Origin of the sequence: Gloeotrichia echinulata CP02 (assembly GCA_038087035.1) — a bacterium.
In the GTDB taxonomy this organism is placed as follows: domain Bacteria; phylum Cyanobacteriota; class Cyanobacteriia; order Cyanobacteriales; family Nostocaceae; genus Gloeotrichia; species Gloeotrichia echinulata.
Genome location: CP051187.1, coordinates 133,467 through 146,666, shown reverse-complemented (window position 1 = coordinate 146,666; position 13,200 = coordinate 133,467). Strand labels below are relative to the sequence as shown.

Sequence of the window (13,200 nt, the reverse complement as noted above, 5' to 3'; positions counted from 1 at the left end):
GTCATTAGTCATTAGTCATTGGTCATTGGTCATTAGTCATTAGTCATTAGTCATTACTCATTACTCATTACTCATTACTCATTACTCATTACTCTTTGTCATTAGTCATTTGTCCCCAATCCCCAATCCCCAATCCCCAGCGATGCACTGAGCCGGTCGTTGTGTCCCCAATCCCCAGTCCCCAGCGATGCACTGAGCCGGTCGTTGTGTCCCCAGTCCCCAATCCCCAGTCCCTATTTTCAAACTAGGTGCTTGATATCTAGCAGCGAAGTTTTCAATTGAGTTATTATTACCATTTTTAGTTTGGTTGCACCTTTTTACTGTAGTATTTTTGCTAACAATTGCGTTTGTAGCAAAATCTACGTATCATTTTTACCATAAACTAGTAAAAATGCTGTTATTTGAGTATAAAGTTTATCAAAAATCACAAGGATACTGAAAAATGAAAAACTATTCAATCTGACATTTTAAGTTCACAGACAAAAAAAGTGCGAGCCTCCTGGAAGTTAGGGATAACCAATATGTCTTTTTGGGGATATCAATCATATTTTATACTAAAAAAATTATGGGTAAGAAGTAACTAGGGAAGCAAAAGTCTGGAAATTTTCTCGATCATCTAGATGGTTTACTAGTCGCAAAGGATACAGTGCATGACGCGATTTCTTTATATCTGGAAGCTTTTGAGAAATTATGTGAGGGGTGCATGGTTAGGAGAAAACGCAAAAATAACATCTTTGGAAACCACAGCAATTTTGCCGCTAGGAAATATTATTCAAGACGGAGATAATCATAGAAATACTCAGGATTATTTGCAGAAATCTTTATTATCGTCAGAACTGCAAAAAAGCCTTGAAGAATGGACTAAACCAGGGACTGGTTTGGTATTTAATTTAGAAGAAAGACAACTGCATGAGGAAATTTACGATTTACTGGGGAATGGAGCGCTGACAGCAGAAATAGTCACACAAGTAATGGATTTGCTGATTGCTAGCCACAAATTTCGCCCAGTGTTGCTATTTCAGCGCCTAGAAGATTTTTATCGTCGCTGGTGTCGCGGAGAATTTATTGATGCTATACCTGGTGATAACTTGCCTCAGAAAAAAATGATGAATATGATAGCACAAAATGTGGCATTTGGACTGAGGCAGATAGATGTATATACAGGATTGAATGTACTGATTTTACTATTAGAGTTACATCGCTACGCGCAACAGCGAGAGGAACTTCAACCACAAATTACCTTTTACCCCTCAACTTCACCAGATACAGACAACTTTTTCACATCTCAACTGCTGCGGATCATCAACTATAGCGACGCCATTGAAATTGGCAATTTTAGTAATATAGTTGGAGAATTTCTCAAAGGCGGTAACTTTCGGGGTACTTATTTAGGAGATGCTAACCTCACAGGTGCTAACTTTAGTGGTGCCGACCTAAGTGGGGCTTACCTAGGGGATGCCAACCTTACAGGTGCCAACTTCACTGGTGCCAACCTCACAGGAGTCAACTTTGGTGATGCTAACCTCAGTGGTGCCAACCTCAGAGGTGCTAACCTTTGTAGTGCCGACCTCAGCAGCGCCAACTTCAGTGGTGCCAACCTCAGCAGTACAGACCTTAGTCGCGCCCATCTCCAGGATGCAGACCTCAGCAGCGCCAACCTCAGCAATGCTAACCTCTGTGGTGCCGATCTCAACAGCGCCCATCTCAGGGATGCAGACCTCAGCCGCGCCGACCTCAATAACGCCGTCCTCTTTGGCGCCAACCTCAGCGAAGCCAACCTCAGCTGCGTCAACCTTAGCCATGCAGACCTTTGTCGCGCCGACCTCAGTGGTGCAAACCTGAGTAATGCTATCCTCAACGGCACCAACCTCAGCGACACCATTCTCTTTAGTACCAACCTCAGCAAAGCCATCCTCATCGCCGCAGACCTCAGCTATGCCAAACTCAACGGAGCCAAACTCAACAACGCCAAACTCGACAGCGCAATGTTCTTAGGCGCTGACCTCAGCGGCGTAGACCTCACCGGAGTTACCCTCAACCAGGCCGACCTCACCGGCGTAATTCTTAACGACGCCGACCTCAGCGGCGCCGACCTCAGCAACGCCATCCTCAACGGTACCGACCTCAGCGGTAGCAACCTCAACAGTGCCAACCTCAGCGGTAGTAACCTCAGCGGCGCTCTTCTCAATGGTGCAGATCTCAGCTACACCAACCTCCGCTACGCCATTCTCGGCGGTGCAGACCTCAGCGCAGCCAACCTAGACAAAATGACTTGGGCTGAAGAACAGCAATGGGAAGATGTGCGCGGCTTAGAGACAGCGGTGAATGTGCCACAAGCCTTAAAGCTGCAGTTGGGACTGAGTTAGGAGTAATGAGTTAGGAGTAATGAGTTAGGAGTAATGAGTAATGAGTAATGAGTAATGAGTAATGAGTAATGAGTAATGAGTTAGGAGTAATGAGTTAGGAGTAATGAGTAATGAGTTAGGAGTTAGGAGTTAGGAGTTTGGAGTTACAGGAATCAAAAAAATCTCAGTGGGCATAGCCCTACCTACTATAGAAGTTTGGAGTGGGGGAAATGACAAATGACCAATGACCAATGACCAATGACAAATGACCAATGACCAATGACAAATGACAAATGACAAATGACAAATGACAACTAACAAAAGAATGAAAAAGCATTTATCACAAACCTGGAACCAATTTCGGAATTTATTCTCTGTTGAAGAAAGTCTCAATACAACAATTGAAAGTGGCAAGGCGGTTGTAAAAGCGGCTAAAACTTTTAAAGAACAAGGTGCGAGTATAGAAGCATTAAAATTTCTGTTACAAAATTCATCTTCATTATTAGATGTTTTATGTTCGCCGTTGGCACTAGTAGTGGGTAGGGGATTGCATTTTGTTCCAATGAGCATCGCTTTGCTGAAGTTGTCGCGGGAAATGACTCAGGAAGAACCTACTCTTGAGACTTGGGCATTGATCATTAGCCAAGCAGCTTATTTAGAAAGTGTCCAAGAAATTTTATTGTTATACCCAACTGTGAATTGGGATGCTAATTTAAATATTACTGAAGCAGTCAAAAAGCAATTGCAAAGGCTGAGTAACTTAGAATTAGATGAGCAAGAAGCCAAAAATGTTATTCTCTGTTTCCATGAATCCAAATTAGCCAGGGAATTTAATCAAGTATTATCCCTACGGTTGCAAGCGACAAAATTTGGTTACAATTCTATTCATCGCTTGACACAACGAATAGCTGCGAATACCCATCGCTATATAATCCAAGCCTGTATCAATTCAGGGGATATCTTGAATCTACCTCTACCAGCTTACGGTGATTGGCTGCAGGAAGACGAGAAATTTCAAAGTATAGATAAATACTTAAACGATTATATTAATCAATTACCGCGAGAAAGGGTTTTTGAAGAAAAGTTTGCTTTCAAAGATATTTATGTACCACTAAAAGCCAGGGAAGTAGACGTAAATGGTCAGGAAAAATGGGAGGCTTTTGATTTAAAGACCTGGGCAGAAAAAATTATTTATGACGAAACCCCCAATAAGCAACGTCAAGTAATGTTTATCCAAGCAGGCCCTGGTAAAGGTAAAAGCGTCTTTTGTCGGATGTTTGCTGCTTGGGTAAGTCGGAATGTGCATCCAGTGTGGACGCCAATTTTGATTAAATTACGGGATATCAAGACCTTTGAAAATAACTTTGAAGCTACTCTCAAAACAGCAGTAGATAGAAGTTTTGCTACTAGTATTCATGGTTGGTTAAATGATAAAAATACCCGGTTTTTATTTTTACTTGATGGCTTTGATGAATTGCTATTAGAACGCAAAACTAGTGAAGGTTTAAAAGATTTTCTCAAACAAGTAGGCGCATTTCAAGAACGGTGTCAACAGAATCCTGAAAAAGGACATCAGGTGTTGATTACTGGTCGCACCCTGGCATTACAAGGCATTGAACGCCTGATGCCTGATAATTTAGACCGCGTAGAAATTCAGCTGATGGATGATGAAATTCAACAGTATTGGTTTGCTAAATGGTCAGATTTAATTGGTGTAGATAAAACTTCAGAATTTCAGCAGTTTTTGCAAAATAAAAACTGTCCAGACCGAGTGCGGCAATTATCACAAGAACCCCTATTACTGTATTTATTAGCCGCCATGCATCGGGATGGTGAAATTACAGGAGATATGTTCAATAATGCTAAAGGTACTAAAGCGAAAATCCTGATTTATCAAAAGTCATTAGATTGGGTACTCACAAAACAACGTCCAGCATCTCTCAATCGAGAAATAGCAGAACTAGAGATAGAACATTTACGGCAAATTCTCAAAGAAGCGGGGTTATGTGTAATTCAGTCTGGTGGGCAAATTGCTGCAGTGGCGATGATTGAAGAACGCCTGAAAGATCATAAAACCGCTGAAACTTTAATTGCTAAAGCGAGAAATAGCCAAGAAGAAAATCCTTTGAGACAAGCATTGGCTACTTTTTACCTCAAACAAGCCGCTAATAGTCAAGAAGGTTACGTTGAGTTTAACCATAAAAGTTTTGGGGAATTTTTATGTGCAGATAAACTCAAAGAACATCTCGAAGACTGGACACAACCAGGAAATAGAGGTAGAGAATTTAATATCGAAACCAAGCAGATGGACGAGCAAATTTATGACCTGCTTGGTTACGGAGGATTAACGCCGGAAATTATCGAATATCTGCTGGAATTGCTCAACCAAAGTCAGGATTTTCGCCCTGTACAACTATTTAAAAGGTTACAATATTTCTATCGTCGCTGGTGCAATGGAGAATTTATTGATGCAGTGACAATAACCTTACCACTCATCAAAGCACAGCAATTGCAAAAGCATGGAATTCGCCTAACTCAGCGTCAAGTGGATATTTATGCTGGGTTGAATGTCATGATTTTGCTGTTAGAATTGCACCGCTATTCTCAAGAGAAAAATGAGTTTCAGCAACAAATAATCTTCTATCCATCTCGTTCCATTAAAGGAACATTATCTTGGTCAGACCAACTACTCCGCATCATTAATTATAGTGATTGTATGCAGCGAGGCAACTTTAATAGTGTAGTTGGACAATTCCTCAGCAGCGTCAACCTCAGCGGTGCGGACCTCAGCGTCGCCTACCTCAGCAGCGCCAACCTCAGCAACGCCAACCTCAGCGACGCCGACCTCACAGGTGCAAACCTCAGCCGTGCAAACCTTAGCCGTGTAAACCTCAGCGTCGCCAACCTCAACCGCGCCGACCTCAACGGCGCCGACCTCACAGGTGCAAACCTCAGCGGTGCAAATCTCAGCGGCGCCGACCTCAACGGCGTCTACCTGAATCGTGCTAGCCTCAGCGGTGCATATCTCAGCCGCGCCAACCTCAGCCGCGCCAACCTGAGTACGGCTAACTTCAGCGGTGCAGATCTCAGTCGCGCCAACCTTAGCGGCGCCAACCTCAACCGCGCCGACCTCAGTGGTGCCGACCTCAGCGATACCAACCTCAGCGGTGCAGACCTCAGTGGTGCAGACCTGAGCGGCGCCAGTCTCAACTTCGCCAACCTCAGCCGCGCCAACCTCAGCGGCGCCAACCTCAACCACGTCAACCTCAGCGGTGCTAACTTTAGCCGTACTCAACTCAGTGACGAATTTTTCCAAGATATTCAGTGGGATGAAGAGACAAACTGGGGAGATGTGCAAGGTTTGGAGACAGCAATTAGTGTCCCAGCGGTTTTAAAGCAACAATTAGGCGTCAGTTGAGTGATGGGGTGGTGGGGATGCAATACTGCGTAGGATTTGCAGGGGAGGCAGGGGAAGCAGGGGAGGCAAAACTCAACGCCAGCCTCCATTTCTCCCCCTGCTCCAAGAGCTTGCCTCAACCAAGAAATTCCAAAACCTACGCAGTATTGGGTGGGGATGGCGAGAAATTACAGCAATTTTTATTTTTTCGTACCACAGATCCCCGTAGGGGCGCAAGGCCTTGCGCCCCAAAAGCGTGGTCTATTTACAAGAAGGTGCTGTAAAATAAATTTTTGAAATTATTTTTGATGTTTGAGAATTTTTTGAGCTATTTCAATTGCTTGACTAAGTACAGGATTGCACAAGTTCCTGACTAACTAACTAAGTTGGTGGGAATTAACCAAACTATATTATAAAACGTAAATATGCCCCAAATTCTTACCAATGAGAAATGACGACCAACGTCAGTAGAGTTTATTTGCGCTCACATACTTATAACCAGGTATTTATTTGCTGCTCTGTTTTATTTAAAAATTGTATAAATACAACTTAAATTGACAATGTAACTTATTTTTAATTCTGGTATATCTTAAATCTGAATTATGTTGACTTTATTCTTCTCTTAATCTTCCAGTGAAACTATCTTTATTACCGCTTTAGTTCTCTGATGCTGCTCTTGTGAAAGTGCAATCCAAAATCCATGTTCTAAATACTTCAAGTAGATAGCAGAATTCAGATGTTCTCGCCTTAGTATTTGTACGTAAGTATTCTGGTGTTTCATTTCTCAGAGTAAGCCATGATTTCTTCTTGGTGAAGGAATTTAATGAGAGAACTGGAATAGCTGGTAAAAAACTAAATCCAAATCGATAGAAATATCCTAAATATGGCAATTCAGAACGGAAGAACAACAGCCGCTGCTTACGTCAATACCCTTCCTGATGGCGCACAGTATAGAATTGAGCCTTTGTTGACTGTAGGGGATGAAGTGCCCTTATTGACCAACACATTTGGCACTACTGAAGCGCCCAAGGTTGATGCTGTTAAAAAATATGCTTTCACCGGCATTCCTGATGGTACGGGAGCAAAACAAGTTACCGTTGATGGCAAGACCTACAACTATGTGTGGGTGAATCACGAACTTGGTGCTTCTACCGCTACAGATATTTCCACCACTGCTGCTGGTGAAAAAATCACTGGTGCGCGAGTATCCCTGTATGTGTTTGACGAAAACTGGAAAGTAATTGGTGGTAAAAACCTCATCGACACCGCCATAGACAGTACAGGTACTTACACCTTAAACACAACCACTGGTCTGTATACCAATGCAGCCACCGGAAAAACCCTAACCTTCAGCCGTTTTTGTTCAGCATATCTGGCTGAGTATGGTTTCGTAGATAGTAACGGGAAAGAAGTACCTGTTTTCTTTGCACCAGAAGAAGGCGGTAATACTAGTCGTGGTTGGGCTGTTACCCCAGATGGTAAAGCGTTTGCAATTGATGGTTTAGGTCGCTACTCCCAAGAAAACGTCGTTGCTGCTTCCCAGTATCGCGCCACCAACTCAGATAAAACCGTACTGTTCTCCACAGAAGATTTTGCAGACGGGGAAGTGTACATGTGGGTGGGAACGCAAAGCGTAGACGACCCCAACGGCTTTAAAAACGGTGATTTGTACGTTCTTAAAGTTGACGGTGCAGACTTTGAAGGACAAGTTACCGAAGGTGCCAAAAAAGCGGCTACTTGGACAAAAGTAGATAAGTCAGTTGTCTTCAACGCTGATAATACACCCAAAGCCACAGGTGCTGATCTGAGTACTTTTGTCAATAGTGCAGGCAAATCAACCAGCTTCCAGCGCCTAGAAGATTTTGCAGAAGACCCAAAGAATCCTGGAACCTTCTATTTTGTTACCACTGGGACAAAAAATAAACAGGGTCAAGGTTCAGCCGCAGGTGAAGCGGCTACGCCTGCAGAAGCAGAAAACCCCTATGGTAGACTGTATCGCTTTAGTTTAAATGCCTCTGACCCCACTGCTGCCATCAATAACTTTGAATTAGTGTTGACTGGTGGCCCTGGTAAAGGTAATAGCTACGACAACATCGTCGTTGATAAATCTGGCAAAATCCTGATTCAAGAAGACCAAACTTCCTTTGGTGGCGACTTGATGAAGGCGGAAAACCGAGAAGCTTCTATCTATTCTTTTGACCCCGCTACCAAAGACATCAAACGTCTGTTTGCTATCGATGAAAATGCTGCGGGTACTCAGTTCAACAAACCTGATGTCAAGGGTGAGTGGGAAAGTTCTGGGATTATTGAAATTCCTTCCCCATCGGTCCCAGGTGCTAGTGCTTACCTGTTTGATGTCCAGGCTGCTACTGTAGTTAATCCTGCTGGTTCTACTACGGTTCTCAACGGTAATCATGTTGCGGGTGGACAGTTGTTGATTGCTACACCTGTACCCACAGTTGAGTTAGTCGGCTTTGCTTCTTTACCTGCTGATACCTATGCTGAGGGACCAAAATCTGGTCAAGGTATTTCCGCTAATGGTAGAACAGGGCCGTTCCCCGGACAGCCAGTACAAGGACTTAGCGGTGTACAATTCGCTAATGCTAATTCTTTCTACTTCCTCTCAGATAACGGTTACGGTGCTAAAGACAATAGTGCAGATTTCTTGCTGCGGATCAATCGTCTAGACCCGAATTTTAAGGGCACAGAAAATGGCGATGGCTCTGTTAAAGTTTTAGACTACATTCAACTGTCTGACCCCAACAAAAAAGTTCCTTTCAAAATTACTAATGAAGGAACTACAGACAGATTCTTGACTGGTGCTGACTTTGATGTCGAGTCATTTGTCATTGATAAAGACGGTTCCATCTGGGTTGGTGAAGAGTTTGGCCCTTACTTGCTGCATTTTGATGCCACTGGTAAGTTATTAGAAGCTCCCATTGCGACACCTGACACCTTCAAAACTCTAGATGGTAAAGCACCTAAAGTTCTTGGTCATAGAGGTGCTAGTGGCTTCCGTCCAGAGCATACATTAGCCTCTTATCAACTGGCAATTGAGCAAGGTGCTGACTTTATTGAGCCTGACTTAGTTGTCACCAAAGATGGTGTGCTAATTGCTCGTCACGAACCTGCTTTAGCAATATTAAACGCTGATGGCACTGTAAATACTGGTAATACAACCACAAACGTTGCTACAATTGCTAAATTTGCCGATCGCAAGAAAACGGTAAACTTAGATGGCACCCAAGTTACAGGTTGGTTTGCTGAAGATTTCACCTTAGCGGAAATCAAAGAATTACGGGCGATAGAACGTCTACCTTTCCGCACCGAGTCCCAGACATTCAATGGTCAATTTGAGATTCCTACTCTCACAGAAATCATTAACTTAGTTAAGAGCGAGGAAGCTAAGACAGGTAAAAAGATTGGTATCTACCCTGAAACCAAGCATCCCACCTATACTCTCAACGAAGCCACTTATGTAGGCACAACTACTAAGATTAACCGCAATCTGGGTCAGATTCTCATCGATACCCTGAAGGCAAATAACTTCACCGATCCCAGTCGCGTCTTCATCCAGTCCTTTGAAGTAGGGAACCTCAAAGAACTGCATGATACCATCATGCCAGCCGCAGGGGTCGATCTCCCACTTGTGCAACTCTTTGATGCTGATGGTATTGAACTCAACGGTAAGCTCATTGAAAATCAGCCCTATGACTTTGTAGTCAGTGGCGACAAACGCACCTATGGCGATTTGCGGACTCCCCAAGGTTTGGCTGAAGTTGCTAAATACGCTGATGGTATTGGCCCTTGGAAGCGGATGATTGTTAGCGTCAAAGGTACTGATGCTAATAATGATGGTAAGGCAGATGATGTCAATGGTGATGGCGCAGTCAATGATGCTGACAGGACAACCTTAGCTCCCACTACTCTAGTTCAAGACGCTCACAATGCAGGGTTACAGGTTCACCCCTACACCTTCCGCAATGAAGAACGCTATCTCGCGGCCGATTATAAAGGTAAGCCAGAGTTAGAGTACCAACAATTCATTCAACTGGGTGTTGATGCATTCTTTACTGACTTCCCAATTACTGGAGATCAAGTTAGAGATCAACTCAGTAATCCTCAGTTCAATATAGTACGCTCTCCACAAAACCCCGATGTGCTTGCAGGAACTGCTTTTGCTAACCTACCTCGCTCTCAAGGTTTTGAAGGTGGTGCAATTAACGCCAGCAAAACCAAGCTTTACATGCTCCTAGAGGGCACTGTTCAAGGCGATACTGCTGGTGCTTTGCGGATTAATGAATTTGACATTGCTAGCAGCAAATACACTGACAAGAAACTTTACTACAAGTTGGATAATCCCTCCAATGCCATTGGTGACCTCGCAGTTATTAATGATAATGAGTACCTAGTCATTGAGCGGGATAACAATCAAGGGGCTGCAGCTAAATTCAAGCGTATCTACAAGATTGACTTGTCGAAGACAGATGCTAAGGGCTATGTAGCCAAAGAAGAAGTCGCCGACTTGCTAAACATCAAAGACCCCAATGACCTCAATGGGGATGGTAAGACCACCTTTGACTTCCCATTTGTCACAATTGAAAATGTCTTGGTTGTTGACAAAAATACCATTTTGGTAGCTAATGACAACAACTATCCTTTCTCAGTTGGTCGTCCCCCAGCAATAGACAACAACGAAATTATTCAGTTGAAGCTGGAGAAACCCCTTAACCTTGCTCCTGGTTTAGGTCAACCCAAAGCTGAAGAAATTAAGTTTGGGTCTACTGGTAGCGATAACATTACCGTTCCGTCGAGTCAAACCTTATCCACAGGTGACGGCGCAGATACAGTTGAATCTACTCAATCTAACACCACAATCAATGCCGGCAACGGTGATGATACGGTGTATGTCGCTAGTGACTCTTCCGTTTTTGGCGGCGAAGGTAACGATACAGCCATTATTGGTGCAAATGGTCCTGCTGGCAACACTAATCTTGATGGTGGTAATGGTAATGATAGCCTGAAAGTAGTCGAAGCCAAGCCAGGTAATAATCTGTTTGGGGCTGCTGGTGATGACAACCTCCAAGTAGTTGAGGGTTCTGGTCAATCGCTGTATGGTGGTTCCGGTAAAGACTCTCTGCGTAGTGGTGGTAACAATAACCGTCTCTACGGTGGTTCTGGCGATGACAAACTTTACTCCAATATCAATGACAAGCTGTCGGGTGGTGACGGTGATGATGTATTGTTTGCTGGTGCTGGTGGTGGAAACCGCTTAACTGGTGGCGCTGGTGTTGACCAATTCTGGATTGCAAATGCGAGTCTACCAACCAGCAAAAATATTGTCACTGACTTCACTGTAGGACTTGACTTGATTGGAATTGGTGGTATTGGTACAGCTACTAAGTTCAGTGACTTGACACTGGTGCAACAAGGTAGTGATACTTTGGTGAGATCTGGAACTACTGAGTTGGTTTCATTGGTGGGTATTACATCTACTACGTTGACTGCTAACAACTTCACTTTCGCTTAGATAACTGATATCAAATCCGGTTACGGTCACACAAAGGGGCACAGCAGTGCTGTGCCCCTACAAATATATGGATATATTTATAGTGCCCATTACCACTAAAAAAAATAACAGTACGTTGAAAAAATCTTTGCAAGGCGATGCAATCGTATTGTGAGGCGATGCAATAGGATTGTGAGGCGATGCAATAGGATTGTGAGGCGATGCAATAGGATTGTGAGGCGATGCAATCGTATTGTGAGGCGATGCAATTGTATGGCGCAATACAGGGATGTTAGACTGGAATGCAATATGTCGTAGGGGCACGGCATCCACAATCTTTTGGTATATACAGTAATATTATCGACGCCGTGCCCCTACTTGAACGTACTTGTTTTATTTAAAAATTGTATAAATAAAACAAGGTAACTCATTTTTCATTTTGGTATATCTTAAATCGGGATAATTTTAACTTTATTGTTTTATTAATCTTCAAATGAAAATATGTTGATGATGTCTGAACCTAAATTCGTCAACAATTAAACATAAGGAAATTATTCGTTATGGCAAAGAATACCATTATCATGATTGGCGACGGAATGGGCTGGCAAATGGCTCGTGCTGCTGCAATCTACAAGCAAATTCAAAATGGTAAAACTGGCGATACATTAAATGATTTTTACACCGCAGGTAAAGGTACAGGACTGAATTTTCAGACCCTAACAGGCTATGGTCTAGCAACCACCTACGGAACAACTATTGCTGGCAGTAATGGAATTTACAACACTAGTAACTCAGCACTGTTAGCACAATCAGTGACAACCCCAACAGGTTCGCCAGCAGTTCGTCCTGGCTTCCAATTTGACCCAACTTTTAACCCTGGGATCAATCAAAATGGTGGTGCAAATGCTAACAATGGTGTCAAGGGTAATCTCGTAGGCTACGATCCAGTTCTTGGTGGTGTCAATCCTTGGACTCCTGGTACTGACAAGGAGTACATTAAAAACGCCCACCCTACTACAAAAAAACTACAAATAACAAATAACAAATGACAAATGACAAATGACAAATGACAATAAAGCTATGAGAACAGATTGGTTCCCTACTCCAATATGGCACTTTTCTGTTGATGATTGTGAGGCTCTTAATCAGAGACTACTGGAATTAATCCAGGCTGAATATGCTCAAGATAAACAAGGACTAAAAATGTCCAATGTCCTTGGCTGGCATAGTCTGGACAATCTCAATCAGCGAGATGATTTTCAAGACTTAATGAAAATTATCATGAATAATACTTTGGAAGTAGCTAATTTTCTGAAATGGGATTTAAATCAGGTATTTGTTACCATTAATAACTGTTGGGCAATGGTTAATGGTAAATTTGCTTCTAACTCAGTTCATGACCACCCCAATTCATTATTAAGCGGTGTTTACTATGTTAGGTCGCCTCAAGATTGCGGAGGTCTATTTTTTCGTGATTCCAGAGTTAATGCACATCGGATTTTACCACCATATTTAGAATTCACGCCTTGGACGATGCCGAGTGTCACTTACAAACCTGTGGAGGGAACTATGATTATATTTCCCAGTTGGCTGATGCATGGTGTAGAACCTAATCTGAGTGATGACCTAAGAGTCAGCATTAGTTTCAATATTGGTGTTAAACAAAGACGATAAATATAATTTAGCGAGAGTTAAAGATTATTCTTAATTTTTCGATAACCTTTTGATAATTTTTTATTATTAAGCTTATGCTTTGATACTATTTGGTATTTTCTGAAAAGCTTGAATAATTTTTCCTTCTTATATTAAAATTGGGAAAATTTAAATTCATGCGTCAGCTATCTATAAAATTGTTAATCGACCTGGTTTAAATGAGAAATAATCAGCCTTTTGAAAAGTTCATTAAATGTAAAATTTGAGATGCCACAAATGATATCAAGCTTGAATAA

Annotated in this window: 7 protein-coding genes; 5 read left to right on the top strand and 2 right to left on the bottom strand. The window is 42.6% G+C overall.

Features of this window, described 5'->3' with window-relative positions; all coding sequences use genetic code 11:
- Nucleotides 1-105: 105 nt before the first annotated feature.
- Complete coding sequence (locus tag HEQ19_00580) at nt 106-243, bottom strand: hypothetical protein (protein ID WYL98239.1); 138 nt, start codon at nt 241-243, stop codon at nt 106-108.
- Nucleotides 244-650: 407 nt separating this feature from the next.
- Here HEQ19_00580 and HEQ19_00575 point away from each other — a divergent pair, with 407 nt between their 5' ends.
- Nucleotides 651-2,366, top strand: coding sequence for a pentapeptide repeat-containing protein (locus HEQ19_00575; GenBank protein WYL98238.1), 1,716 nt, complete (start codon nt 651-653; stop codon nt 2,364-2,366).
- A gap of 129 nt (nt 2,367-2,495) precedes the next feature.
- Here HEQ19_00575 and HEQ19_00570 read toward each other — a convergent pair whose 3' ends face one another.
- Nucleotides 2,496-2,666, bottom strand: coding sequence for a hypothetical protein (locus HEQ19_00570; GenBank protein ID WYL98237.1), 171 nt, complete (start codon nt 2,664-2,666; stop codon nt 2,496-2,498).
- On the opposite strand from HEQ19_00570, the gene HEQ19_00565 reads away from it, so the two are divergent.
- From HEQ19_00565 to HEQ19_00550, 4 genes are all read left to right on the top strand, one after another.
- On the top strand, nt 2,653-5,763 hold the full coding sequence (locus HEQ19_00565) for a pentapeptide repeat-containing protein (GenBank protein ID WYM03177.2): 3,111 nt from the start codon (nt 2,653-2,655) through the stop codon (nt 5,761-5,763). The two genes, HEQ19_00570 and HEQ19_00565, sit on opposite strands and share 14 nt — an antisense overlap.
- Nucleotides 5,764-6,625: 862 nt before the next feature.
- Nucleotides 6,626-11,272: an esterase-like activity of phytase family protein gene (locus tag HEQ19_00560; GenBank protein WYL98236.1), complete on the top strand. Its 4,647-nt coding sequence runs from the start codon at nt 6,626-6,628 to the stop codon at nt 11,270-11,272.
- A 539-nt stretch (nt 11,273-11,811) separates the two neighbouring features.
- Entirely contained in the window at nt 11,812-12,300 is a 489-nt protein-coding gene (locus HEQ19_00555; GenBank protein ID WZI67081.1) for a hypothetical protein, read from the top strand.
- A gap of 10 nt (nt 12,301-12,310) precedes the next feature.
- Nucleotides 12,311-12,925 (top strand): TIGR02466 family protein, encoded by a 615-nt coding sequence (locus HEQ19_00550; protein ID WYL98235.1) that lies wholly within the window; start codon nt 12,311-12,313, stop codon nt 12,923-12,925.
- Nucleotides 12,926-13,200 lie beyond the last annotated feature (275 nt).

Excerpts from the sequence above, each read along its gene's own strand:
- HEQ19_00555 (WZI67081.1), top strand. The coding sequence starts at position 11,812 with ATGGCAAAGAATACCATTATCATGATTGGCGACGGAATGGGCTGGCAA.
- HEQ19_00560 (WYL98236.1), top strand. The coding sequence starts at position 6,626 with ATGGCAATTCAGAACGGAAGAACAACAGCCGCTGCTTACGTCAATACC.
- HEQ19_00575 (WYL98238.1), top strand. The coding sequence starts at position 651 with ATGACGCGATTTCTTTATATCTGGAAGCTTTTGAGAAATTATGTGAGG.
- HEQ19_00550 (WYL98235.1), top strand. The coding sequence starts at position 12,311 with ATGACAAATGACAATAAAGCTATGAGAACAGATTGGTTCCCTACTCCA.
- HEQ19_00565 (WYM03177.2), top strand. The coding sequence starts at position 2,653 with ATGACAACTAACAAAAGAATGAAAAAGCATTTATCACAAACCTGGAAC.